This is a genomic window from Rugosimonospora africana (genome assembly GCF_016862975.1).
GTDB classification, from domain to species: domain Bacteria; phylum Actinomycetota; class Actinomycetes; order Mycobacteriales; family Micromonosporaceae; genus Rugosimonospora; species Rugosimonospora africana.
In genome coordinates, this window is record NZ_BONZ01000017.1 from 87,207 (window position 1) to 111,848 (window position 24,642).

Genomic DNA, 24,642 nt, shown 5'->3' on the forward strand with positions numbered 1-24,642 from the left:
TCACCGACCGCGGAGACCCGATGAGGCTCCCCTCGGTGTCAGCGGTCGTCGTCACGTATAACCGTCGGGACCGGCTCGCAGAGTCGATCGCCGCGATCGCCGGCGATCCGCTTGCGTCGGAGATCGTGGTCGTGGTGGACGGGTGCCACGACGGCTCGTACGAGATGCTCGTCGAACTGGCGAAGTCGGACCCGCGCATCCGGCCGGTCTGGCAGGAGAACGCCGGAGACGCCGCCGCCCGCCAGACCGGCGTGGAGCAGGCGGGTGGCGAGGTCGTCCTGGTCCTGGACGACGACGTGCTGGCCGGACCCGGCCTCGCCGAAGGGCACGCCCGGGTGCACGCCGCCACGCCCGGGGCGCTGGTGCTGGGGTACATGCCGGTGCGCCGGCCGGCTGTCCGGCGGCCCGGCGACTTCGCGAGTCACCTGTACGCCGAGGAGTACGAGGCGCAGTGCCGCCGGTACGAGGCGGACCCGTCCACCATCCTGCGCGGCCTGTGGACGGGCAACCTGTCGATCCGGCGCGCGGACGCGCTACGGGTCGGCTTCCAGACCGAGGGCGCGCGCCTCGGCTACCACAGCGATCAGGCATTCGGGCTGCGCTGCCTGCGCGCCGGCCTGGTCGGAGTGTTCGACCGCGGCCTGTTCGCCGAGCACCTGCACGAGCGCGACGTGGACACGTTCGTGCGGCAGTCGCGGATGCGCGGGTCGGACCGCCGGCGCCTGGAGGAACTGTTCCCGGATCTGATCTCGCACCACGACCTGGACGACCGGCTGGCACCGGCGGTCCGTGCCGCCGTCGCGGTGGCGGCGGCGCCGGGCATGTGCCGCCTGTCGACCCCGGCCCTGCTGTGGCAGGCGAGGCGGGCGGGACAGGCCCGGCTGTGGCGGTTGGAGTCGGTGCTCGCCCGGTGCCTGCGGCAGGTCGAGCTGCGCCGGGGCTACCGGGAGTGTGCGACCCGAGCGACCTGAGGCCGCGGCCCCCGGCTGGTGTGCCCGCCCGAGGGTTGAGGCCGCGGCGCAGGCATCGATGCGAAACGGGTAGGGTCGGGTCCCGACTGCGGGTGCCCGACGGAAGGAGTGCCGGTCGGTGGCTGGTCGGCGAATGTCGTTGCGCGACGGCGAATGGTTGTCCTGCGAGCAGGTCCGGGTGGTGGGTCCGCTGACCGGCGTGACCGCGCCCATGATCCGCGAGACGTTGATCGCCCTGCACCGCCAGCACCCCAACCATCCCAGTGTCTGCCGTATGGACCGGGAGGCGCGGCGGTGGGTACCGGTGTCCACGGCCGAGTACGCGTACCTGATGGACTCCGACGTGTCCGTCCTCGTCTGGCCCGAGCCCGGTACGGCGGAGTCCGTGGCGGTGGCGGCGGCGCGGGCGGCGGTCGAACAGCGGACCGGGGAGCGCACCGGAATCGAGCCGCACGAGGTGGCCACCGCCGAGACGCTACGCGAAGCGCTGACCTCGCGGGGGCTCGGCGACCGGCCGCTCCGGGTACTCGTCTGCGGCGAGTTCGTCGGCATCCGGATGAGTCACGCGATCGGCGACGCCCGGGTGTTCAACACGCTGGTGGCCGAGATATTCGGCGCCGGTGCCGCCGGCCGGCCGCCTCGCCTGGCGTTCCCCCGGCCCACCCGGTTGCCGCTCGCCCGTGCGTCGCTGCGCTTCTTCGGCCGCGATCCGCGCCGGGTGGTGACTCTGCTGAAGACGCCTCGGCCGGTGCTCGAAGAGCCGCCCGCCGACGAGCCGCGCCGTGCCTGGCAGCCGGACGTGTCCGCGACGTACATCCGGTCGGAGCCCGGCACTCTCAGCGCGTTGCGCACCTGGCGTGACACCCACCAGCCCGGGGTCTCCGCGGCGGCCGTGCTGTTCGCCGCGGCCCGCGCCGCGTTCGAGGAGTGCGGGCTGCAGCCCGGCGACCCGGGCATGATGATCCTGGTCGACGCCCGGCGGTACCTGCCGAAGGGCGCGACCGTCGACGGCAACTTCGCGCCGGCGCAGTACGTCATCCCGTCCGACACCCTGGATCCCCGGGCGATCCACGAGGTGATGAGTGCCACGATCGCGGCCGGCCGGCCGCTGAGCAGCCTCGCGCTGCGCGACCTGTACGCGCTGCGGGCCCGGTTCTCTCCCACCTCGCCACCGGCGCAGGTGCGGGTCAAGCCCAGCCCGCAGCTGACGATCACCCATATCGGCCGGCTCGACGGCTACTACTCCGAACTGCCGTGGGCCTGCCCGCCGGAGTACCGGATGATGCTCAGCGCGCCGACTCCGGGCGGACCGGAGGCGGTGACGGTCACGTTCGCGGAGATGGACGGGGAGCTGCACCTCAACGTCACGTTCCACCGCTCCACGTTCGAGGAGAAGGCGATGCGCCGCATCGGCGAGCTGATCTGTGCCGACCCGGTGGCCCTGGTCGAGGCTCACCGGCCCCGGTAACCGCGCAGCAGTTCGATCTGGCGCAGGGTACGGGCGAGGTAGGTCTCGGCGCCGAACATCCGCAGCCGGCCGGTCGCCCGTACCCCGCCGCGCAGGGCCGCGTTGGCCAGCGGGTACATGCCGGGTGTGGCGGCCGCTCCGACACCGGCGCGGAGCACCCCGGGCAGTGTGCCGGTGGGGTCCGTGTCGGCGACCAGGTCCGGATAGGTGGCCGCCAGGTGCCGCCGGGCCAGACCGGACAGGCGTGCCTGGCGCAGGAAGCTGTCCACGTCACGGGAGTGGGAGTGCCGCGCGGCCAGCGACCGGTCGAAGACCGCGGTCAGTCCCGCCCGGGCGCAGCGCAGCCCGAATTCCTGGTCGTCGTGGTAGCCCAGGCGCCGTGGCCCGTTCAGGCCCACCCGTAGCGCGTCCTCGCGGCGCAGCGACATGTTGCCCGCCCAGAGCGCGGTGATGACCGAGCCGGGATCGTTTTCGTAGCGCTGGCACGCCTGCTCGTACTCCCTGGCGTACAGCACGGTCGGGAAGTCTCCCCGCCGCCGTACCGCCGGCGCTGTCGTGGGCATGTACCCGAGCACCACGGTGCCGGTCCGGTCCCGGTGCGCCCGGGCGTGCCCGGTCGCCAGCCCGGGGCCGGCGACCACGTCGTCGTCGAGCAGCAACACGATGTCGCCGGTGGCCGACTCGACGCCGGTCTGCCGGGCCGCGCCCTCGCCGCCGTTCTCCCGCCAGATCGGGCGTACCCGGGGGTTCTCGGCGGCCAGGTCGCGGACCACCTCGTACGAGCCGTCCGCGCAGCCGTCGACCACGACCAGGATCTCCGCCGGATGCGGGTCGGCGGCGATCGCGGCGATCGCCGCCGGCAGCGCGTCACGACGACGGTAGGTGGTGATCACCACGGACACCGAGGGCAGGCTCACCGGCGGCGACCTCCGTCAACCCGAGAAGTGCGGATCGGTGGCCAGCGCACGGTACGCGGACAGCGCGGACTGTGAGCTGTCGATCCGCCAGTTCTTGCCGTTGTTGTGGTCGTTGTCGGTGTCGAACCAGACCAGGGCGCCGACCGCGGGATGGTCCTCGATCCAGGACTGCAGCGCGCGGATCCAGTCGGCCTTCACTGTGCCGCCCCGCTCCAGTGCGCCGGTCTCGGCGATCATCACCGGCTTGTGGGCGCCGTACTTGCTGGTGATCCCGCTGAACAGCGACGCGGGCGTCTCCCGCCCGGTGAAGTATCCGGACACCGCGACCCAGTCGACGTAGTTGTCGCCCGGGTAGTAGTTGGCCATGTTGTTCCACGAACTCTGCGGCACCGAGCCCGCGTTCGGCCCCCAGACCCAGGAGACGTTGTCGGCCTTGTGGGCCACGAAGATGTCGTGGATGTGGCGCCAGGCGGCGATGAAGCCGCCCGGGTTCTTGCCGTTCTCCGCACCACCCCAGTCGTACCAGTTGCCGTTCATCTCCCACGCCCAGCGCAGGAACACCGGCGCCTTCAGGCTGGCCAGCGCGTCCGCCGCCTTGGCGATCAGCTGATCCTGGGAGCCGTTGGTGATCGGCGCGTAGAAGGTCCCGCTCCACGAGATCAGCAGGATGCTGCCGGCCGGCAGCCCGGCCAGCGAGGTCGGCATCGGCTGGTACCAGTCGTAGTACTCGTGGATGATCCGCTGCTGCCGGCCGAGCTGCTGCCGGCGCAGCGCGAGGCTGTCCTGCTCGCTCTTCTGGCCCTTGAGGTCGATGTACTCGCCGAGCATCACCTTGCCGGGTGTCGGCTCGGGCTTGGTCGAACCGGTCTTCGCGCCCGACGTGTCACCGGATCCGGCGGGGGCGGGTGCGCCCGAGGCCGCCGCGGACGCGCCGGGTCTGACCCACGCCGCCGAGGTCGTCGTCGCCGGCTCCTGTGCGCAGGCCACCAGGGACGCGATCGTCACGGCGAGTACGGCGCCGGTGGCGAGCCGCCGCAACGGCCGGTCAAGACGCTTCACGAAACTCTCCCCACGGGTGTACGGCCGGGCAACGGGCCGGGCTCACGTCAGTTTCGTCCGGAACACCCGGAGTGCAACACGCCGGGCCACCCGCCATCCCGGCTGCGCCACCCGTTTCAGTGCCGGTACCAGGCTCGAACCCTCGCCGCGCACCAGCCGCACCAGGTCGTCGCCGGAGTGGTCGGGGGTCGGCTGCAGCCGGGACACGGCGAGGCGGTCGCCGCCCTCGCGGTACAGCCGCCGGCCGACCTCGCACGCGTTGCCGTGCCCGTACTTCGCCACGACCGCCCGAACCGTCGCGCTGTTGTACCCGTGCGGGTACGCGAACGAACGGATCGGTCGCGCGAGCGCATCGGCGAGCCGGTCGCGGCTGTCGCGCACCTCCGCGTCGAGCTGACCGGCGGGCAGCACGTCCAGCGGGTGATGGATGAGGCTGTGGTTACCGATCTCGACGCCCGTCGCCGCCACGTCCGCCAGCTGCGACCAGTCCATGATCGGGCCGAGTGCGCCGGCGTGCGGGCCGAGCCAGTCGGCCGGGCCGCCCATGTGGCCGACCGACATGTAGAGCGTGGCGCCCGCCTTGGCTTCGGCCAGCACACCGACGGCGTGGTCGAGGAAGTCGACGTACCCGTCGTCGAACGTCAGCGCCACGAGCGGGTCGGTGCAGCCGCCGTCCAGCAGGTCCAGCGCCTCGGACAGGCCGGTCAGCCGGTATCCGGCGCCGGACAACGCGGCGAGCTGTTCGGCCAGCAGTTTGGGTGGCACTCCGAAGGTGCGCATCGGGCCCTCGGGAACGCTTGACACCGAGTGGTACATAAGCACCGCAAGAGCGCGCTCTCCCGGCGGTTGTGGTTGTGCCACCTCAGCCCGTCCTCGTTCCCGTCGTGTCGCGCCGTGCCGGCCGTAACCCGCGGGCGGTCGCGTCACGGGCCGATCCGCTTCACCCGTCTCCGCGCCACAGCGTCTGGGGAGCAAGTATGGACCAACCGTACGTCCACGCGCGAATGGACCGGGTGGCGCCGATTTGGCTGGTGCGGATCGAGCGATCTGCGGCCGACCACTCGGTGTCGTCGGCTATCGTATGAACGCCGTGAAGACTTCTTCACAACGGGGCCGGTCAGGGGCAGTGACCGAGGGCGTAACTAAAGACCAACCAGTGCAACACGGCTGCGTGTCTTGCTGATGGGGAGTGTGGGTAGTGCCGCAGGCGGTAGCGCAACGACCACGAATCAGTGGAATCGGCACCGCCAACCCGAAGTCCACCTATACCCAGGCTGAGCTGCTCGACCGCTATCGCATGACCGACCCGAGGATCGCCTCGATCTTCGAGAACAGTCACATCGATCAGCGCCATCTCCTCCTGCCCGACCTGGACGAGCACGGCCGGCCGGTCGACGAGAGCCAGGGGCAGTTGCTGGTCAAGCACCGGTCGCACGGCATCGAGATGGCGTCACAGGCGCTGCTGCGCTGCCTGGAAGACGCCGGCGCGGAGATCGACGACATCGACTACCTGTGCTGCGTGACCTCCACCGGGTTCCTGACCCCGGGGTTCAGCGCGTTGCTCATCAACGAGTTGGGCATCCCGCGCGACTGCCACCGCTCCGACGTGGTGGGCATGGGCTGCAACGCCGGGCTCAACGGCCTCAACACCGTGGCGTCCTGGGCCCAGTCCAACCCGGGCCGGCTCGCGATCATGATCTGCGTGGAGGTCTGCTCGGCCGCGTACGTCTTCGACGGCACAATGCGCACCGCCGTGGTCAACAGCCTGTTCGGCGACGGTGCCGCGGCCGTGGCGCTGAGGGCGGATCCGCGCGCCGGCCGCGGGCCGGCGGTGCTGAAGTTCGCCAGCCGCCTCATTCCCGAGGCGATGCAAGCCATGCGCTACGACTGGGACGACGACCACAACAAGTTCAGCTTCTACGTCGACCGCGACGTGCCGTACGTGGTGGGCGCCCACGCCGAGGAGGTCCTCGCGTCGCTGCTGGAGGGCACCGGGGTACGGCGCAGCGACGTGAGCCAGTGGATCGTGCACTCCGGCGGCAAGAAGGTCATCGATTCGGTACGCGTCAATCTCGGCCTGACGGCCCACGATCTGCGCCACACCGTCTCGGTCCTGCGCAACTACGGCAACCTGTCGAGCGGTTCGTTCCTGTTCTCTTACCGGCAGCTCGTCGAGGAGGGCAGGGTCTCACCCGGAGACCATGGCGTGTTCATGACGATGGGTCCCGGATCGACTATCGAGATGGCATTGCTGCGGTGGTAGTGGGCCGCACGGCCGGCCCACACAGCCGCGATGAGGAGTTCGGACGGATGCTCAAGGAGGCGCAGCCGGTGTCGAGTTATTCCGATCTGACCGACGTTCACCTGGAGGTCGACGGCGGCGTCGCGTTGACGAAGTCGCTGGTCGCCACGGTGAACGAGGCGTGCGCCCGGATCGAGGACGATGACCGCAAGGGCCTGACCCTGCTGGTCCACATCACCGGCGCCGGTGCCGGCGCGGCCGGCGAGCCCTGGCCGCACGAGACCGCGATCCACCTGGTCAACCAGTGGGAGCGGGCGTTGCGGCGGCTGGAGCGCCTGCCGGTGCTGGTCCTCGCCGTCGTCGACGGAGCCTGCCGTGGGCCGGCCCTCGACTTGTTGCTCGCGACCGACTACCGCGTGGTGACCGCCGACCTGCGCCTGGAACTCGTCAGCGTGGCGGGTAGCACCTGGCCGGGCATGGCGCTGTACCGGCTGGTCAACCAGATCGGCATCGGTGCGGCCCGGCGGATGATGGTGCTCGGGGCGCCGCTTCTCGCCGACCGGGCGGTCGCCTCCGGCCTGGTGGACGAGGTCGCTCAGGACGTGGACGCCCGGGTACGGGAGATCCTCCAGTCGGTCGGGGCGAACGGCAGGGAGTGGGCGATCCGCCGACAGTTGCTGTTCGAGGCCGCCACGACGAGCTTCGAGGACGCCCTCGGCACCCATCTGGCCGCGTGTGACCGGGCCCTGCGGCTGGCGCGAAGCGGGCTGGAGGCGGCCCCGGCCGCGGGCGGGCGCCTGTAGCGCTTGTCGCGCTCGCTCTAGCGGCTCTGCAGGTGGTCGCGGACTCCCTGCCCGTACGGGGTCGGCGTGCCGGACCAGTCGCTGATCAGCGCCGGGCCATCGGCGCAGCCCCAGGTGTTCCAGCTCCAGGCCAGGTACGACACGCCGTGCCCGTCCAGCCATCCCATCAGCGGAGTCACCAGGGCTGACGAACAGTCCATTTCGCCGATCTCGGTGGCCACCACCGGTACCCGCTCGGCCACCGGCCCGACCTGACGCTGCCAGCAGTCGGCGCCGTCGCAGGATCCGTCGTTGTACCAGTGCCACGCCGCGGCCAGGTTCCCGGTCGGGTCCTGTGGGCGGTGGGCCAGCCACCCGGTCAGGTCCCGGGAGTAGCTGTTCGCGCTCACCAGGATCAGGTTGCCGGCGCCGGTCGAGCGCACCGCGTCGACCAGCTGCTGCATGCCGGCCACCGGGTAGTCCAGCCCCTGGCAGGCGGAGCCGCCGCGCAGCCAGCAATTCCAGGACTCGGCCCGGGACATGGTCCCGGTGTCGCTCGGGTACGGCTCGTTGAACAGGTCGAAAACCACCGAGCCGTCCGGGCGGAAGGTCTCCGCGACCGACTTCCAGAACGTGACGGCGTTCCCGTCCGGCATCGGCTTCTGGCAGGTCGCCGTGGCGCTGGGGCACATGCTGTTGTCGCCGGTGAAGCGCCCGTCGCTCCAGTGCAGGTCCAGTACCGGATTGAGACCGTGCGCCTCCAGCGACGCCACCAGCGCCGCGACGGCGGAGCGGTACCGGGCGCCGGAGTACTGCGGGTCCACCCCGCCCAGGCTCAGCCAGCAGTCCTCGTTCAGCGGTACCCGCACCGCGGTGACGTTCCAGGATCCGATCGCGGCGAGAGCGTCGTCGCCGACCGGACCGTCCCAGATGCCGCTGCCGTGCACGCACATGTACTCGCCGCCGGAGCGGTTGACTCCGAGCAGCGGGCTGGGCCGGCCGGACTGGTCGACGATCTGGTTGCCGGCCACGTGCAGTGCGGGAGCGTGCCCGGTGGTGGTGGCGAGCGCGTGCGCGTCCGAGTCGACCCGCAGGGCGCACACCACGCCGTCGAGGGTGAACTGTGCCGGGGCCGTACCGACCGTGCCGGTACCGTCGAAGCCGGCGGTCGCCGAGGCGCCCGACGCCAGATCGGCGGCGGAGGAGGTGGCCGTGACGTGGGTGCCGGCCTGCGCCCAGGTGGCGTTCCAGCCGGAGAGCAGGCGCTGGTCGGCGCCCGGGAAGTCGAAGCCGACCGTCCAGCCGTGGAGCCGGCCGCCATGGTTGGTCACGCTCACGTCGGCGGTGAAGCCGGCCGGCTGGGCGCGTATCACGTACCGGACCTCGCAGGCGGCCGGCGCCGACACGACGGGGTCGGGCGAGGAGCCGGTACCGGTGCAGCCGGACAGGGCGGCCAGCGCCACCGCCGCCGCGGCCAGCGACCTCGACAGCCGTCGCCGCCGACCGGCCCGTTCCGTGCCCCACATCATGAGTCGAGTCTCGCCCAGCAACCTCAAGACGAGCTGGCGACCCGCCTTTTCGACGGGTCGCCAGCTGCCCGGGTGCGTGCGACTACGCGGCCGCGCTCTCCTTCGCCGACTGCGCCTTGCTGATCAGGTCGTGCAGCGGCTTGGTGCCGGTACCCACGACCAGGCCGGTGACCAGCGCGTCGATCCAGGTCGGGATGTGCGACACCCAGCCCGTGGCGGCAATCATGTGCAGCAGGTAGAAGCCGCCCAGGCCGGACACCAGCGCGGCCAGGCCGGTCGCCAGGCCCCACATGAGTACCGTGCGGTTGGACAGCGCACGGTCGAGCTTGGCCTTGGCGGCCGCGACGTCCTTCAGCGTGGTCGTCGGGTGCCCGTTGGCGAGCGCCGCCACGACGCTCTCGTACTGCGCCCTGGCCCCGTTGCCGGGCAGCATGTTGGAGAACGGCTCCAGCAGCCGCTCCACCGCACCGGCGAACACGACGACCGCCGCGTACGCCGAGATCTGGTTGCCGATCTCGAACGGCGTCGACTTGTGGACCCAGCGGTTCAACGCGTACGCGGCTCCGGTGCCGATCGCGACGATGAGGAACGCGCCGAGCACGCTGAGCACCGACGCGCCCTTGGACGCGACGGCGGCGGCCTCGGTGTTGGCGGCCCAGGCCGGCACCGCGCCGGCCGCGTTCGGTGCGGGTGACAGGTTGACGGTGGGCTCGGAGCCGCCGTTGGACGAGCCGCCGTTGGACTGAGTCGGCGCGGCGCCGCGTGCCGCCGCGCTTACCTGCTTGGTCAGCATGTCCGAGGCGTCGTTGACGCCCGCCGAGATCGCGTGGTCGAGTTGCCCGATGATGGAGGATCGACGTACCAGTGCCATGACTTTCCCCAGTCTCGATGGACACCGAAAACGTCGCAGACGATACGTGAGCTGTGTACGCCGATTGATCGAGGTCCCTTTGGCCGGGAAAAGGGAAGCGCTAGGTATCCGCCTCGATACCCGCCGCCCGCGGGATCTGACGGACGCGCTCGCGCGAGCACCCGCTGATCCGGATGATGTCGACGTGCGGTGTGCCGGCGCGAGCCTCGGCCGCGATTGCCTGGGCGAGTTTGTCTCGCGCCCGGGCCCGCGCCTCGCGAGCGGCGCTCACCCGCGCCTGCGCGGCCTCCTGCGCTCGCCTGAGTGCGTTCTCCGATGCGCGGTAGGATCGCCGAACTTCCGCTGGCCCTCGTTCCACAACTGCCGGCGGTGGTTGCCAAGCTGGCGCCCGACATACCCACCGCCGGCGGTTGAGAACCTTCGAACCGTCAGACCTCCGGCGGCATCGCCGTCCAGTCGGGGAAGTTGCCGTACAGCCGTTCATCCGGCTCGCCCACGGTCACCGCCTGTACCAGCAGGTCACCGCCCACGAACGCGCCCTTCCACGACGCGCCCCGGCCACCGAACGGCTCCTCCCGGTCGCCGCGCGAGCGCGGCTTGTTGATGCCCACCTTGAACGCCTGGAGGTCGCCGGCCAGCTTCTCCGCCAACTCCTGGTCGTCGCAGGCGAGGCTCGCGACCAGCGAGCCGTTGGACGCGTTCATCGCGGCCAGCAACTCCTCCTCGGTGTCCACCACGACGATGGTGTCCACCGGCCCGAACGGCTCCGCGTGCATCAGCCGGGAGCGCCCGGGCGGGGCGAGCAGCGCGGTCGGGGCGACGTACGCGCCGGTGTCCTGACCGTCGAGGAAGCCGGCCGAGTCGGCCAGGTCGCCCCGGTGCAGCGGGATCGCCCCGTGCTTGATCGCCTCGTCCACCTTCCGGTGCAGCTCGTCGGCCTTCGCGGCGCTGATCAGCGGACCGAAGTCCAGCACCGGGAGCGCCTGGTCTGGGTCGTCGAGCGGCATCAGACCCGCCGAGCCGGACGGATCGCCGTCGGCGGGCACGGCCAGGGGGTGGCCGAACTGGATCGACTTGACCACCGGCAGGTACACGTCGAGGAAACGGTCGACCAGGTCACGCTGGACGACGAATCGCGGGTACGCGGTGCACCGCTGCTTGCCGTACTCGAAGCCCTTCTTCAGGTGCCCGGCGAGCAGGTCCCACTGGGAGAACTTCCAGACGCCCCAGGCGTTCAGGCCCTCCTGCTCGATCATGTGGCGCTTGTCGGTGTCGAGCAGCGCGGCGGCGACCTTACCGCCGTTGGACCGGCCGCCGACGAACGCGACCGCGCCGATCTCCGGCGCCCGTACCAGCACCTCGGACAGCTCCTCGCCACCGCCGGACAGCAGGGTCACCGGCAGGCCGGCGCGGCGCATGAGCGCGTGCGCGACGGTGAGGCACACGGCGCCGCCCTGTGACGGGGTCTTCGCGATGACGGCGTTGCCGGCCAGCAGTTGTACCAGCTCGGCATGCACCAGCACGCTCATCGGGTAGTTCCAGCTGGCGATGTTGGACACCGGGCCGGACAGCGGGTCGCGCCCGGCGACCTGCCGCTCGATCTCGCCGGCGTACCAGCGGACGCCGTCCAGCGCCCGGTCCACGTCGGCGCAGGCCAGCCGCCACGGTTTGCCGATCTCCCAGACCAGCAGCAGGGCGAGCAGGTCCCGGTGCTCGCTCAAGGCGTCCAGCGCGGCGAGGACGCGTTCCCGCCGTTCGGCGATCGGGGTGGTCGCCCAGTCGCGGTGTTCGGCGAAGGAGGCCCGGACCGCGCGGGTGGCGGCCTCGGCGTCGAGCCGGGACAGCTGTGCGAGGGGGCTGCCGTCGACCGGGGTACGCAGTGTGGACGGCGTACCGGAGTCCTGCCAGCTGCCCTCGAACAGGTTGTGCAGCCGGTCCTCGTTGAATGCTTCCGGGGTTGCCGCGGCGGCCCGCCGCAACGTGTCCGCCCAGGCGGTGCCTGGAGCCAGTCGCATGGTCATCGTCGTGTCCTTTGGGGGTCCGGCGAAGGGGCGGCAGCGTCGATGGCACCGCGGGCTCTCGCTCGCCAATCTGCCTTTTCATGGCCCGTTACCACAACGTGACCTACGTTACGGGGCGGCCGGCGCGACTCCGGCGCATCGACGAAATCGGCGGTGACCCGTGCCGGGTTACCGCCCTGATTGCCGATTTCCGCCTGGTGAGCCGGGTGGTGGGGCGGGGTCGCCGGCGCCGGCGACCCCACCTCAAGTGTGAAAGATCAGCTGGCCGGCGCCTTCTCGCGGAGTACCCGCACGAACTCGCGCATCCACGCCGGGTGGTCGGGCCACGCCCGGCCGGAGACGACCACGCCGTCGACGACCGCCTCGCTGTCCCGGAAGGTCGCCCCGGCCGCGATCACGTCCGGCTCCAGCGCCGGGTACGCGGCGGTGGTCCGGCCGTCGAGCACCCCGGCCGCGGCCAGCACCAGCGGGCCGTGGCACAGGTCGGCGACCGGCTTGTCGAGTTCGAAGAAGTGCCGCACGATGCGCCGCACGTCGGTGTCGTTGCGGATGTACTCCGGCGCCCGCCCGCCGGGGATGACCAGCGCCACGTAGTCGTCGGGGTCGACCTCCGAGAAGGCGAGATCGGCCGGCCAGGTGTAGCCGAGCTTCTCGGTGTACGTGTCGAATCCGTCCACGAAGTCGTGCACCACGAACTGGAGCTTGCGCTTGCTGGGGGCGGCGATGTGCACCTCGTACCCCTCTTCGCGCAGGCGCTGGTAGGGGTACATGACTTCGAGGGATTCGGCGGCGTCTCCGGTGAGGATGAGGATCTTTGCCATGGCGTGCCTCCTGGGATCGGCAGGCGAGTATCGCCCCACGATGCCTCGGGCGCCGCGACCCCGGCAACCGTCCGCCCGTCCCGGTCAGCCGTGGAGTTCGCCGTGCTCCACGCACTGCGCACGCCACCCGGACGGCAGCACCTGTACCTTCATCCGGCGCCTGCAGACCGGGCAGAACCGGGGCGGCTCCAGCGCACGGGCCGCCCGGCACGCGGCGTGCGCACCGGCGACCAGGTCGCCGCCGCAGCGGTCGCAGAAGGCCGGCGGGGCGGCCGGGCCGGCGGCGGTCAGTGCCACGGGGACGGCGCTCGCCTCCGCCACACCCCGGCTCCGGCTGCGCTCCGTCACAGCGTCGCCGAGAGCGCCTTGACCGGCATCTTCAGCTCGTCGAGCAGCTGCAGATCGGTGCCCGGCGCCCGGCCGAGGGTGGTCAGGTAGTTGCCCACGATCATCGCGTTGATGCCGCCCAACAGTCCGTCGCGGGTGCCCAGGTCGCCGAGCGTGATCTCGCGGCCACCCGCGTACCGGAGGATCGTCTTCGGCAGGGCGAGCCGGAACGCGGCGATGGCGCGCAACGCGTCCTTGGCGTTGACCGGATCGGCGTCGCCGAGCGGGGTGCCGGGGCGCGGGTTGAGGAAGTTCAGCGGTACCTCGTCCGGCTGGAGCGAGGCGAGCTGCGCGGCGAACTCGGCGCGCTGCGTGACGGTCTCGCCCAGCCCGAGGATGCCGCCGCAGCAGACCTCCATGCCCGACTCGCGGACCATCCGCAGGGTGTCGAACCGCTCTTCCCAGGAGTGGGTGGTGACCACGTTGGGGAAGAACGAGCGGGCCGTCTCCAGGTTGTGGTTGTACCGGTGTACGCCCATCTCGACCAGTTCGTTCACCTGGTCCTGGCTGAGCATGCCCAGCGACGCGGCGATCTGGATGTCCACCGCGGCGCGGATGGCCTTGACGCCCTCGCGCATCTGATCCATCAGCCGCCGGTCCGGCCCCCGGACCGCGGCCACGATGCAGAACTCGGTCGCTCCGGTCGCGGCGGTCTGCCGGGCCGCCTCGACCAGCGCCGGGATGTCCAGCCACACGGCGCGTACCGGCGAGGTGAACAGGCCGGACTGCGAACAGAAGTGGCAGTCCTCGGGGCAGCCGCCGGTCTTGACCGAGACGATGCCCTCGACCTCGACCTCCGGGCCGCACCAGCGCACCCGGACCCGGTGGGCCGCCTCCAGCGCCGCCGGCAACTCGTCGTCCGGCAACCGCAGCACGGCGAGGATGTCGGGCTCGGCGAGGCCGACCCCGGTGTCGAGGACGGACGCGACGGCGTCGGCGAGCGCCGGGTCACTCAGCGTGGCGGTGGGCCCGGCGTCCGGGGTGGTGATGGACATGGTCGTACTCTACAAGCGCCTTTCACCTGCCTGACGAGGTGGTTTCGTCAGGTCAGGGTCTGTTTTTCAGCTGTGGGGGAGCCGGGTTATGGGGGAGCGGAGCCGGGGTGCCGGGGTGGGCAACCCCGACGTGCCCGCGGCGGGCGGGCCGGCCGGCTGGCTGAGCGGGCTCGACGACGAGGCGGCGCGCCGGCGCGATGCCGGGCTGCGGCGTGAGCTGCGTCCCAGGGCGGCCGGCGACGGAGCCGTGGATCTTGCCGGCAACGACTACCTCGGACTCTCCCAGCACCCCGAGGTGCTGGCCGCGGCGGCCGACGCCCTGGCCCGGTACGGGCTGGGAGCCACCGGCTCGCGACTGGTGCGCGGATCGACCGAGGCACACGCGGCGCTCGAAGCCGGGGTCGCCGACCTGCTCGGTGCCGAGGCCGCCCTGGTGTACTCCTCCGGGTACCTGGCGAACATGGGCGCGGTACGGGCGCTGGCCGGGCCGGGGACCCTGCTGGTGTCCGACGCGTACAACCACGCGTCCATTGTGGACGGTTGCCGGAACTCCCGGGCCGAGGTCGTGGTGGCACCGCACGCCGACGTGGCCGCGGTCGACCGGATTCTCTCCGGCCGTCAGGCCCGCCCGAATTCTGGGCGAGCCGGTCAAGCGGCCGGATTCTCCGGGCCCCCAGCCGGCCGTCAGGCCCGCCCGGCGGTGGTGGTGACGGAGTCGGTGTTCTCCGTGGACGGCGACCTGGCGCCGCTTGCCGAACTGCACGCGACCTGCCGGCGCCACGGCGCACTGCTGCTGGTCGACGACGCGCACGCGGTCGGTCTGCTCGGCGCCCGCGGCGCCGGTGCGGTCGCCGACGCGGGGCTGTCCGGTCAGCCCGACGTGGTGGTGACCGTGACGCTGTCGAAGTCGTTCGGCGCGGCGGGGGGCGTGGTCGCCGGGCCGCGGGCGCTGGTCGCGAAGCTGGTGGACACCGGCCGTACCTTCATCTACGACACGGCCCTGCCCCCGGCGGTGGCAGCCGGCGCGCTGGCCTCGCTGGAGCTGATCCGGGACGGCGACGCGCTGCGCGCGGAGTCGGCGGAGCGCGCCGCGCTGGTCGGCAAGCGCCTGGTCGGTCACGACGTGTCGGAGCCGGCGGCCGGCGTGGTGTCGGTGAGCGCGCCCGGTCCGGCCGAGGCGGTCGCCTGGGCGCAGGCGTGCCGGGACCGAGGGGTCGCGGTCGGCTGCTTCCGGCCACCGTCCACACCGGACGGTCGGTCCCGGCTGCGGCTGACCATCAACGTCGGGGTGCCGCGCGCGGCGTTCGAGAAGGCGCTGGACATCATCGCGGAGTGTGCGCCGTGACCGACGTGTGGATCATCAGCGGTACCGACACCGGGGTCGGCAAGACGGTGGTCACCTCGGCGATCGCGGCCGCCGCGGCGGTGGCCGGCCAGCGGGTGGCGGTGATCAAGCCGGGGCAGACCGGCATCGCTCCCGGTTCGGCCGAGGAGTCCGACCTGGACGTGGTGCGCAGGCTCGCCGCGCCGGCCACCGGACTGAACCTGGTCACCTACCCGGACGCGCTGGCGCCACTGGCCGCCGCGGAGCAGGTCGGCGCGGAGCCGCTCGCGCTCGGCGACGTCATCGAGGCGGTCGCGCGCACGGCGGCGCACCACGACGTCGTGCTGATCGAAGGCGCGGGTGGGCTACTGGTACCGATGGGTGAGGGCCGCTGGACGGTCGCCGACCTGGCGCTCGCGCTGCGGTGCCCGACCGTGGTCGTGGCGCGGTCCGGCCTCGGTACCCTCAACCACACTGCGCTCACCCTGGAGGCGCTGGCCCGGCGCGCGCTGACCGGGTATGTGGTGATCGGATCGTGGCCCGCCACGCCCGAGCTGGTGCACTGGCGCAACCTCGTCGACCTGGCCGGCGAGCTGGTCGGGGTGCTGCCCGACGGGGCGGGGGCGATGGAGCCGGCGGACTTCCGGGCATCGGCGCGGTCCTGGCTCAGCCCGCTGCTCTACGGGCGGGCCGACCCGCTGCGGTTGCGTACCGACGGGGTGGCCGGCCGTTCGCCGGAGTGGCCGGAGCCGGTCGAGCCGCCCCGGTAGTCCGCCCCTCGGGGGAGCCTCGCGACAGCCCGCCCTCAGGACGGCCGCCCTCAGCGACGGCCGCTCCTCGGGGCGGCCTCCGCGATAGACCGTCCGCTATCGACTGTCGCGAAACCGACACGGTCGTCCGGGCCGCCGCCGTGATTGGCGCCGGATCCGGCGGTTGGGCGCCGACGGCCATCGATCGGTCGTGGCCGGCCTGTCATGAGTGGTATCCAGTGCGGTCCTGACCGCCTCCTTACCCATGTCACACAGGCAATTCATCAAGCGATACCACTCCGTACCGGTCGGTCAGTGAGGACGTCACGCGCGATTTCATGCCGCCAAGGCGGGTACCAACGGCTTAGCCCCGTATGGTCCATCCGGGTCGGCATCACCCGACTGGGAGGGGTTGCGGACCGGTGTAGCGAGAAGCAACCTTGCATGGGGTCAGCGACAAGGTGTCCGGCGATTACGCAGAGACACCAACGGGTTTGGGGGGAGAGGTCGCCACGGAGGAGAACCTCGGCACTGGGGAGGCGGCGCCGCGCGCCGGCCGTGGCCACCAGGTGGCGGTGCACACCCGCACGGGTGGCCTGCACTCGATCCGGCTGCGCCTGATGCTCCCCATCGTGCTGGCCGCGATCGGTCTGGTCGGGCTCGGAGCCGCACAGACCGACACCGCCGTTCACTCGGCGCTGGCCGCCAAGCGGGGCGAGGCGGTGGCGAACACCGCGATCGTCGCGCTTCAGGTGGAAAACGAACTGGAGCAGGAGATCGCCGAGGCCGACCGGCTGCGGGCCCGGGGCGGAGCCGGCGCCGCGCTGCTGACCGCGGCGCAGGGCCAGACCGACCTCGCCGTGACCAAGTTTCGCCAGGTCAGCGCGCAGGCCCGGGAGATCGCCCCGAACCTCGCCGGGGTGCTGAACTCCGCGGCCGGGCAACTGGGCACGCTCGAAGCCGTCCGGGCCGAGGTGCAGAAGCTCGGTGAGGACGCGCTGTCGGGCAACCTGTACGACGACATCCGGCACGCAGTGCTCGCGGTCGCCGACGCGCTGCCGACCGCGCTCGCCGATGCCGACCTCGCGGCCACCGCCCGAGCGGTCGCCGCCATCGCCCGGGCCGAATATTACGGCGCCCAGCAGCGCGACCTGCTTCACCAGGTCTTCCTGCGGGGCAGGTTCCTGCCCGGCGAGCAGGCGCAGCTCGCCGAGCTCGTGGGCGCGCAGGACGAGCGGTTGGCCGAGTTCAGCCGCAACGCGACGCGGCAGCAACAGGCCCTGTACAACCGGGAATTCAGCGGGCCGGATGTCACCTCGGCCTCGGCCATGCGCTCCGCGGTGCTGGCTCCGTCACCGACGCCGGCGGCGTTGAAGGCCGACCCGGACGGCTGGTACATCACGCAGAGCAACCTCATGCGCGAGATGCACAACGTACAGCTGAGCCTGTCGCACACGCTGGACCAGACATCGCGCGAGCGGCAGGCGGCGGCGGCCAACCAGGCGATGATCACCGGCGCGGCGACCACGGCGCTGATCGGCATCGCGTTCGGCGCGGCGCTGTTCTTCGCGGTACGCACCAGCCGGCGGCTGCGCCGGTTGCGGCGGGCGGCGCTGACCGTGGCCGGCGTCGAGCTGCCCGGCACCATCACGTCGCTGACCACCGCGCCGGACACCAGCGCGGTGCGCGGCGTGCTCAACACGTCGGCGGCGCGGGCCGACTCCCTGTCCGTGGCCGGCAGCGACGAGATCGGTGAGGTGGGCGCGGCACTGTCCACAGTGCACCGTCAGGCGCTGCGGCTCGCCGCCGACCAGGCGCTGATGAGGCTCGACATCGCCGGACTGTTCGTCGCGCTGTCCCGGCGCGGCCAGACGCTGGTCAACCGGCAGCTCGAGCTGATCGCCGACTTCGAGCGCATGGAGACCGATCCGGACGCGCTGGGCCGGCTCTTCCAGCTCGACCACCTGGCCGCGCGGATGCGGCGTAACGACGAAAACCTGCTGGTACTGGCCGGAGGCGAGCCGGGCGGCCGGGTGATGACGGCGGTGCCCCTGATCGACGTGATCCGCGCGGCGTCGGCGGAGATCGAGGATTATCACCGGATCGAACCGGTCGCCGTCGCCGAGGTGGCGGTCGCCGCACCCGTCGTCCGCGACCTGATCCACCTGCTCGCCGAGCTGCTGGAAAACGCCACCCAGTATTCTCCGCCGAGCACCAGGGTGGGGGTCTCCGCCCGCCGTACCGTCGACACGGTCACCGTCACGGTCTTCGACGAGGGCATCGGCATACCCGCGGCCCAGGTCACCGAGCTGAACGGCAGGCTGAGCCGGACCACCATGCTGACCGCCGAGCTGGCCGGGACGATGGGCCTGCTCGTGGTGTCCCGGCTGGCGGCACGGCACCAGATTGCGGTGGAGCTGCGCAGCGCCGGCGGCGGGGGCACGGCCGCGCTGGTGGCGCTGCCGATCGCCATCCTGGCGCCGGTACCGCCGCCGCTGGCCCGGGGAGAGCAGCCCGCCGGAGCGCATCCGGCGCCGTACGCGGTGCGGGCGGCGCAGAACAGCGCCGGCCGGGCGGTCACCCGGGCGGTCGGCGGCTTCGCGCCGATCGTCGCGGACCCGATCCCGCCGTTGACCCGCGGTCCGGCCGCGGTGGCTCCGGCCAGCTACGCCGCGACCGGCGCGACGCCGGTCAGCCCGATCCAGTACGGCGCGTACCCGCCGGAGGTCCCGCCGCCAAACGGGACCGGTCGCGCGAACAACGGCGCCACCGGTGGCCCGGTCAACGGCACGCCGAACGGGGCCGGCGGATATCCGTCGGCTGGCGGTTTCTCATCGGCTGGCGGTTATCCCGGGGCGGGCGGTTATCCGGCTGCTGGCGCGGCTGGCGGCTATCCGGCCGCTGGCGCGGCCGGCGGGGTCGACGAGAGCATGGGCCTGCCCCGACGGCGGCCCGGTCGCCTGCTGGTGCCCGGTCAGCTGACCGACCGCACTCCGCCGGCACCCGCCGACGACCCCAGCCGCCCACCCGACCCCGACGCCATCCGCGCGCGTCTCAGTGGGCTGGCCAGCGGGCTGGCCGCCGCTGCCCGACACACCGACAACCCCCGTCCGCCTGCGTGACCACCGCCTCCCGCCCGACCAGGCGTCGCACCCGCGCCGCAGCGCTCGCGAGGCGCCACAGCGTGAGCCCCGCTCCGAAAGCTCGACCTGGGTCCGCCCGGGCTTGACCGACCAGCGAAGGACGCATGATGAGCATCCCGACCGACCACTCGACCGAGTCCGTCGAAGGCAACCTCAACTGGTTGCTCACGACGTTTGCCCGACGGGTACCGGACATCGCGCACGCGCTCGCGGTGTCCGTCGACGGGCTGACCCTCGCCGCCTCCGAGGGGCTGCCCGTCGACCGGGCCGACCAGCTGTCCGCGATCACCAGCGGTCTGGCCAGCCTCACCGTTGGCGCCGCCAAGTGCCTGGCCACCGGCCGGGTACGGCAGACCGTGGTGGACATGGACGACGGCGTGCTGCTGGTCATGGCGGTCGGCGACCGGGCGCACCTGGCCGTACTCGGCAGCTCCGGCTGCGACCTGGGCCAGGTCGGGTACGAGACCGCACTGCTGGCGCACCGGGTGTCCAGCGCGCTGGAACCGGGTGCCCGGGTCGCGGGCCAGTTATGAGCGGTACGCCATCCGCCGGGCACCGGGCGGCGGTCAGCCGCCGTGCGTTGCTCGGGTTGCCGCTGCTCGCCCTGGCCGGCTGCGCCGTCGCGAAGGACCCGGCGAGCAGCCGCTGGCACCAGGGCGAGCTGGCCGTGGGTACGGGTAACCCGACGGGCGTGTTCTACGAGGTCGGCGCCGCGTACGCCGCGGTGATCAACCGGCACCTGTCCGGGTACGACGCGGTGGCCGCCCCGACGAACGGTTCGGTGGACAACCTGAAGCGGCTGGGGACCGGGAACGTCGACATCGGCCTGGTGTTCGCCGACAACGCCGCGGACGCGCTGCACGGCACCGGGCCGTTCGCCGGGCAGGCCCAGCAGTTGCGCGCACTGGCCCGGATCTACAACAACTACGCCCACGTCATCGTGCGCACCGACCGGGACATCGCCTCGGTCGCCGACATGCGCGGGAAGCGGATCTCGACGAGTACCCACAACTCGGGTACCGAGGTGATGGCCAACCGGATGCTCAGCGCCGTGGGCCTGAACCCGGACAGGGACGTCGTCAAGCTGCCCATGTCACTGGGCCAGACGACGGACGCGCTGGCCGCCGGCACGATCGACGGCATGTTCTGGTCCGGCGGCCTGCCCACCCCCGGCGTCGGTGACCTGTTCCGCGAGGCCAGCGGGCACGTCCAGTTCCTGCCCGTCGACGGGTTGATCCCGGCGTTGACGAAGCTGTACGGCGCGGGCATCTACACCGGTGCGGTGCTGCCCAAGGCCACCTACGGGCTGACCGCCGACGTGCGGACGGTCGCCGAGCCCAACATGATGGTCGTTGACCAGACGATGCCGGAGGGGCTCGCGTACCAGTTGACCGGGCTGCTGTTCCAATACCAGTCGGAGCTGGCCAAGGTGCACCCGGTGGCCAACGACATCAAGCGCGACACGGCACCGGAGACCGATCCGGTCCCGCTGCACCCCGGGGCGGCCCGGTTCTACCAGCGCGGTTGACTGTCAGGTGGTCCGATCGGCCGGGTACCGGCCATGTCCGGCCGGCGTTGCCTGCCCGCTCGTGCCGACCCGGGTACCCGAACGGGCGGCTCAACCCGATCCACCCGGAACGGTCCGCTCAAGTTGCTGAGCCCGTCATACGCCGTTCAGGTATCGTCCGCACGAGATCGACGACTGACGCCTAGCGTCCACATGCCGGCCCGTGAATAGTCCGGGCTGTGATACACCACCGACCCCCTTGGAGGTGCGGGTCTTTGTCTGCGCCGTTTGCCCGGCGAGTAACCATCGCCGCCCTATCAATCACCACCGCAGGCATCGCCTGCACATCGCTCGCCGTGCCGGCGTCGGCCAACCCCGCCGGCACCGGGCTGGTCATCAGCGAGGCGTACGTCAACGGCGGCTCGTCCGGCGCGAGCTACCTCAACAAGTTCATCGAGCTCTACAACCCGGCGGCGGATGCGGTCTCCCTCACCGGTGACACGCTCCAGTACCGCGCGCCCACGAGCACCGTGGTGCCCAGCGGTTCGCAGGTGTTCGCGCTCTCCGGGACGGTGGCCGGGCACGGTCACTTCCTCATCCAGTTGCCGAGCAACAACGCGAGCACCGACCCCGGAGCACCGCTGCCCGCACCGGATTTGAGCACCGGCGGCAGCGTCAACCCGGGCGCCGGCGGCGGCACGCTGTTCATCGCGGCCAGCACGGCGGGCGTGCTGCCCACCGACCCGGCCGTGATCGACAAGATCGGCTGGGGGACCAGCAACTCTCCGGAGGGGAGCGCCCCGAGCGGCAACTCCCTGACACTGAGCTACCAGCGCGACGCGGCCGGCACGGACACGGACAACAACGCCACCGACTTCCACGTCGTCGCCCCGACCCCGCAGAACGCCGCCTCCGACTCCGGCCCGGGCACCGGTACGGTCACCGTCACCAACCCCGGTACCCAGAACGCCACGGCCGGTACGGCGATCACCGCACTGTCGCTCGCCGCCTCCGGCGGCACCGCGCCGTACACCTGGACGGCGACCGGGCTGCCCGCCGGGCTGAGCATCTCCCCGGACGGCACCATCTCGGGCACCCCCACCGACGCCGGCACGTCGTCGGTGACGGTCACCGCCACCGACTCGACCGGCGCCAAGGGCTCCGCGACCTTCAGCTTCCAGGTCACCGGGGCCGCCCCGACCGTCGTGCCGATCGCGTCGATCCAGGGCACCAACACCGACACCTCGCCGTACGCCGGGAAGACCGTGACCACCGAGGGCGTCGTCACCGCGGCCTACGCGACCGGCGGCTTCAACGGCTTCTTCCTGGAGACCGGCGGTGCCGGCGGCGCCTCGGCCGACGACCACACCCCCGGCGCCTCCGACGCGGTCTTCGTGTTCGGGTCCACGTCGGCGAAACAGGTCACCATCGGCGAGAGCGTCCAGGTGACCGGCCAGGTCAGCGAGTTCCAGGGGGAGACCGAGATCGGGTCCCCGACCGTGACCCAGCTCGACACCGCGCTGCCGGCCGTCGTCCCCGACCAGATCCCGTGGTCGGACCTGACGACCGACGTCGCGAAGGAGGCGCACGAGGGCGAGCTGATCGCTCCCCAGGGCGACTTCACCGTGTCGGACAACTACGACGCCAACTGGTACGGCTCCTTCACCCTGGCCGCCGGTGACACCCCGCTGCGCCAGCCGACCGACGCCGGCACCGCGGGCAGCGCCGGCGCGCAGGCAGCGGTGGCCGACAACGCGGCCCGGATGGTGACGCTCGACGACGGTTCGAGCGTGAACTACAGCACCAGCGCCAACCAGAACACCCCGCTGCCCTGGCTGACCCCGACCAACCCGGTCTCGGTCGGCTCGAAGGTGACCTTCCACCAGCCGGTGATCCTCGAATACCGGTTCTCGCTGTGGAACTTCCAGCCGACCCACCAGGTCACCGACAACGGAGCCGCTGTCGCCACGTTCAGTGACACCCGTACCGGCAACCAGCAGCCGGCCAACGTCGGCGGCGGCGCACGCCTGGCCACCTTCAACGTCGAGAACTACTTCCCGATGACCGGCGAGGACTACGTCGCCAAGGGGCTGGGCACCTGCACGTACTACACCGACCGGCAGGGCAACCGGATCGGCGTCAACACCTGCACCGGCACCGACGGCAGCGCCGGTCCGCGTGGCGCGGCCGACGACACCAACTTCGCCCGCCAGCAGTCGAAGATCGTGACCGGGATCAACCGGCTCGGCGCCAGCATCGTGTCGCTGGAGGAGATCGAGAACTCGGCCAAGTTCGGCGAACCGCGGGACACCGCGCTGGCCGGGCTCGTCGACGCGCTCAACACGGCCGCCGGCTCGAACGTCTGGGCCTACGTGCCGTCGCCGTCCGCCGACAAGCTCCCTCCGCTTGCCGACCAGGACGTCATCCGTACCGCGTTCATCTACAAGCCGGCCGACGTCGCCCTGGTCGGGGCGTCGACGGTGCTGACCGGCGACTCCGGCCCCGGCCAGCCGTTCTCGATCGCCCGTGAGCCGTTGGCACAGGGCTTCAAGAAGGCCGGTGCCACCGACAAGGACGCCTTCCTGGTGGTGGCCAACCACCTGAAGTCGAAGGGCGCCGACGGCAGCCCGCTGTACCCGGGCGACGCCGAGGACACCTCGTCCCCGGCCGTGGACCAGGGTGCGTTCAACGAGACCCGGGTGCACCAGGCGCAGGACATGGCCGCGTTCGCCTCGCAGACGGCGTCCAGCCTCGGTACCGACCGGGTGTTCCTGCTCGGTGACTTCAACGCGTACACGCACGAGGACCCGATGCAGACCCTGTACGGGGACGGGTACACCGACCTGGGCAGCGCGCTCGACCCGACGGAGTGGACGTACTCGTTCAACGGCCTGGAGGGCTCGCTCGACCACGTGCTGGCCAGCCCGACCGCGCGAGCGATGGTCACCGGCGCGGACGTGTGGCAGATCAACGCACAGGAGGCGGTGGCCTACGCCTACAGCCGCTACAACTACAACGCGGCCCAGCTGTTCGACGGCACCGACCCGTTCGCGGCCTCCGACCACGACCCGGTGGTCGTCGGGCTGAACCTGCCGGTCACGCCGACGGCACCGGCCTGGAACGCCTCGACGGTCTACAACAACGGCGACACGGTGACCTACCAGGGCTCCACCTGGCAGGCGATGTGGTGGACGCAGAACCAGAAGCCGGGCGACCCCTACGGCCCGTGGGAGCAGATGTCGACCGCGGCGGACGGTACCGCGATCTGGACGCCGTCCCGGGTGTTCAACACCGGCGACGTCGTGGTGTACCAGGGCAAGAAGTACGTCGCCCAGTGGTGGACCCGGAACCAGGCTCCAGGCCAGCCCTACGGCCCCTGGAAGCCCGCCGCCTGATCGGCCGTACAGCGACGGGGCCGCCTCCGACCACGGGTCGGAGGCGGCCCTTTGTCTTGCGCCCGCCGGACAGGCCATCTGACGAGCCGGGCCTTTTAGTGACCGTCTTGATCTTCGGGCTCCTAGTGATCTTGAGGGCGTGACGCTGGCTGGGTGGGGCGACGCGCCAAAACCGGGATCCGGTTTGTCAGACGGTGGGACGCTGGGCTAGAGTTCTCATCCGTCGCCGGGAAACAGTCGGGGACAGAGTGCGGACGTAGCGCAGTTGGTAGCGCATCACCTTGCCAAGGTGAGGGTCGCGGGTTCGAGTCCCGTCGTCCGCTCGGGGCCGCCAGAGGCACCACCTCGGTGGAGTGGCCGAGAGGCGAGGCAACGGCCTGCAAAGCCGTGTACACGGGTTCAAATCCCGTCTCCACCTCAGCAGGATCAAGGGCGATTAGCTCAGCGGGAGAGCGCTTCCC

At 71.7% G+C, this 24,642-nt stretch carries 19 protein-coding genes and 2 tRNA genes; 12 read left to right on the forward strand and 9 right to left on the reverse strand.

What is annotated here, in order from left to right:
• Nucleotides 1-20 precede the first annotated feature (20 nt).
• Together Raf01_RS10225 and Raf01_RS10230 are read left to right on the forward strand one after the other, a co-directional pair.
• Nucleotides 21-971 carry a glycosyltransferase gene (locus Raf01_RS10225; RefSeq protein WP_203917538.1) on the forward strand — a complete coding sequence of 317 codons (951 nt, stop codon included), beginning with the start codon at nucleotides 21-23 and terminating at the stop codon, nucleotides 969-971.
• Between the two features lie 118 nt (nucleotides 972-1,089).
• Nucleotides 1,090-2,439, forward strand: coding sequence for a hypothetical protein (locus Raf01_RS10230; protein WP_203917539.1), 1,350 nt, complete (start codon nucleotides 1,090-1,092; stop codon nucleotides 2,437-2,439).
• Here Raf01_RS10230 and Raf01_RS10235 read toward each other — a convergent pair.
• The 3 genes from Raf01_RS10235 to Raf01_RS10245 are packed head-to-tail and all read right to left on the reverse strand — an operon-like array spanning nucleotide 2,424 to nucleotide 5,219.
• Nucleotides 2,424-3,356 (reverse strand): glycosyltransferase family 2 protein, encoded by a 933-nt coding sequence (locus tag Raf01_RS10235; protein WP_203917540.1) that lies wholly within the window; start codon nucleotides 3,354-3,356, stop codon nucleotides 2,424-2,426. The genes Raf01_RS10230 and Raf01_RS10235 overlap by 16 nt on opposite strands.
• 15 nt (nucleotides 3,357-3,371) lie before the next feature.
• A complete protein-coding gene (locus Raf01_RS10240; RefSeq protein ID WP_203917541.1) occupies nucleotides 3,372-4,415 on the reverse strand; it encodes a glycoside hydrolase family 26 protein in 1,044 nt (347 codons plus the stop codon).
• Between the two features lie 42 nt (nucleotides 4,416-4,457).
• Entirely contained in the window at nucleotides 4,458-5,219 is a 762-nt protein-coding gene (locus Raf01_RS10245) for a polysaccharide deacetylase family protein (RefSeq protein ID WP_203917542.1), read from the reverse strand.
• Between the two features lie 394 nt (nucleotides 5,220-5,613).
• Here Raf01_RS10245 and dpgA point away from each other — a divergent pair, with 394 nt between their 5' ends.
• Both dpgA and dpgB read left to right on the forward strand, forming a co-directional pair.
• Nucleotides 5,614-6,678, forward strand: a complete 1,065-nt coding sequence (gene dpgA / locus Raf01_RS10250; RefSeq protein WP_203917543.1) for a 3,5-dihydroxyphenylacetyl-CoA synthase DpgA — start codon at nucleotides 5,614-5,616, stop codon at nucleotides 6,676-6,678.
• Entirely contained in the window at nucleotides 6,672-7,460 is a 789-nt protein-coding gene (dpgB, locus tag Raf01_RS10255) for an enoyl-CoA-hydratase DpgB (RefSeq protein WP_203917544.1), read from the forward strand. Before dpgA ends, dpgB begins: the two co-directional genes overlap by 7 nt.
• 17 nt (nucleotides 7,461-7,477) lie before the next feature.
• On the opposite strand, the gene Raf01_RS10260 is transcribed toward dpgB, so the two are convergent.
• The 6 genes from Raf01_RS10260 to bioB form a co-directional block, all read right to left on the reverse strand.
• Nucleotides 7,478-8,968, reverse strand: coding sequence for a cellulase family glycosylhydrolase (locus Raf01_RS10260; protein WP_203917545.1), 1,491 nt, complete (start codon nucleotides 8,966-8,968; stop codon nucleotides 7,478-7,480).
• 82 nt (nucleotides 8,969-9,050) lie between these two features.
• Nucleotides 9,051-9,839 carry a hypothetical protein gene (locus tag Raf01_RS10265; protein WP_203917546.1) on the reverse strand — a complete coding sequence of 263 codons (789 nt, stop codon included), beginning with the start codon at nucleotides 9,837-9,839 and terminating at the stop codon, nucleotides 9,051-9,053.
• A gap of 428 nt (nucleotides 9,840-10,267) precedes the next feature.
• Nucleotides 10,268-11,860 (reverse strand): aldehyde dehydrogenase family protein, encoded by a 1,593-nt coding sequence (locus Raf01_RS10270; RefSeq protein ID WP_203917547.1) that lies wholly within the window; start codon nucleotides 11,858-11,860, stop codon nucleotides 10,268-10,270.
• A gap of 257 nt (nucleotides 11,861-12,117) precedes the next feature.
• Nucleotides 12,118-12,681, reverse strand: a complete 564-nt coding sequence (locus tag Raf01_RS10275) for a DJ-1/PfpI family protein (RefSeq protein WP_203917548.1) — start codon at nucleotides 12,679-12,681, stop codon at nucleotides 12,118-12,120.
• An 84-nt stretch (nucleotides 12,682-12,765) separates the two neighbouring features.
• Nucleotides 12,766-13,002 (reverse strand): biotin synthase auxiliary protein BsaP, encoded by a 237-nt coding sequence (gene bsaP / locus Raf01_RS10280; protein ID WP_308442645.1) that lies wholly within the window; start codon nucleotides 13,000-13,002, stop codon nucleotides 12,766-12,768.
• Nucleotides 13,003-13,025: 23 nt separating this feature from the next.
• A complete protein-coding gene (gene bioB, locus Raf01_RS10285; protein WP_203917549.1) occupies nucleotides 13,026-14,063 on the reverse strand; it encodes a biotin synthase BioB in 1,038 nt (345 codons plus the stop codon).
• Nucleotides 14,064-14,151: 88 nt separating this feature from the next.
• Here bioB and Raf01_RS10290 point away from each other — a divergent pair, with 88 nt between their 5' ends.
• From Raf01_RS10290 to Raf01_RS10325, 8 genes are all read left to right on the forward strand, one after another.
• On the forward strand, nucleotides 14,152-15,408 hold the full coding sequence (locus tag Raf01_RS10290; RefSeq protein ID WP_203917550.1) for an 8-amino-7-oxononanoate synthase: 1,257 nt from the start codon (nucleotides 14,152-14,154) through the stop codon (nucleotides 15,406-15,408).
• Nucleotides 15,396-16,157, forward strand: a complete 762-nt coding sequence (gene bioD, locus Raf01_RS10295) for a dethiobiotin synthase (protein WP_203917551.1) — start codon at nucleotides 15,396-15,398, stop codon at nucleotides 16,155-16,157. Before Raf01_RS10290 ends, bioD begins: the two co-directional genes overlap by 13 nt.
• Nucleotides 16,158-16,630: 473 nt before the next feature.
• Nucleotides 16,631-19,258 carry a sensor histidine kinase gene (locus tag Raf01_RS10300; RefSeq protein WP_203917552.1) on the forward strand — a complete coding sequence of 876 codons (2,628 nt, stop codon included), beginning with the start codon at nucleotides 16,631-16,633 and terminating at the stop codon, nucleotides 19,256-19,258.
• A 128-nt stretch (nucleotides 19,259-19,386) separates the two neighbouring features.
• Nucleotides 19,387-19,812: a roadblock/LC7 domain-containing protein gene (locus Raf01_RS10305; RefSeq protein WP_203917553.1), complete on the forward strand. Its 426-nt coding sequence runs from the start codon at nucleotides 19,387-19,389 to the stop codon at nucleotides 19,810-19,812.
• On the forward strand, nucleotides 19,809-20,807 hold the full coding sequence (locus Raf01_RS10310; protein WP_203917554.1) for a TAXI family TRAP transporter solute-binding subunit: 999 nt from the start codon (nucleotides 19,809-19,811) through the stop codon (nucleotides 20,805-20,807). Before Raf01_RS10305 ends, Raf01_RS10310 begins: the two co-directional genes overlap by 4 nt.
• A gap of 254 nt (nucleotides 20,808-21,061) precedes the next feature.
• Nucleotides 21,062-24,181, forward strand: a complete 3,120-nt coding sequence (locus Raf01_RS10315; protein ID WP_239133504.1) for an ExeM/NucH family extracellular endonuclease — start codon at nucleotides 21,062-21,064, stop codon at nucleotides 24,179-24,181.
• Between the two features lie 250 nt (nucleotides 24,182-24,431).
• A tRNA-Gly gene (locus Raf01_RS10320) sits at nucleotides 24,432-24,504 on the forward strand.
• A 24-nt stretch (nucleotides 24,505-24,528) separates the two neighbouring features.
• A tRNA-Cys gene (locus Raf01_RS10325) sits at nucleotides 24,529-24,599 on the forward strand.
• The last annotated feature ends 43 nt before the right edge of the window (nucleotides 24,600-24,642 follow it).

Coding starts and splice junctions, on each gene's coding strand:
- Raf01_RS10225 (WP_203917538.1), top strand. CDS start 21: ATGAGGCTCCCCTCGGTGTCAGCGGTCGTCGTCACGTATAACCGTCGG.
- Raf01_RS10260 (WP_203917545.1), bottom strand. CDS start 8,968: ATGATGTGGGGCACGGAACGGGCCGGTCGGCGGCGACGGCTGTCGAGG.
- Raf01_RS10265 (WP_203917546.1), bottom strand. CDS start 9,839: ATGGCACTGGTACGTCGATCCTCCATCATCGGGCAACTCGACCACGCG.
- Raf01_RS10270 (WP_203917547.1), bottom strand. CDS start 11,860: ATGACCATGCGACTGGCTCCAGGCACCGCCTGGGCGGACACGTTGCGG.
- Raf01_RS10275 (WP_203917548.1), bottom strand. CDS start 12,681: ATGGCAAAGATCCTCATCCTCACCGGAGACGCCGCCGAATCCCTCGAA.
- bioB (WP_203917549.1), bottom strand. CDS start 14,063: ATGTCCATCACCACCCCGGACGCCGGGCCCACCGCCACGCTGAGTGAC.
- Raf01_RS10290 (WP_203917550.1), top strand. CDS start 14,152: ATGGGGGAGCGGAGCCGGGGTGCCGGGGTGGGCAACCCCGACGTGCCC.
- Raf01_RS10305 (WP_203917553.1), top strand. CDS start 19,387: ATGAGCATCCCGACCGACCACTCGACCGAGTCCGTCGAAGGCAACCTC.
- Raf01_RS10310 (WP_203917554.1), top strand. CDS start 19,809: ATGAGCGGTACGCCATCCGCCGGGCACCGGGCGGCGGTCAGCCGCCGT.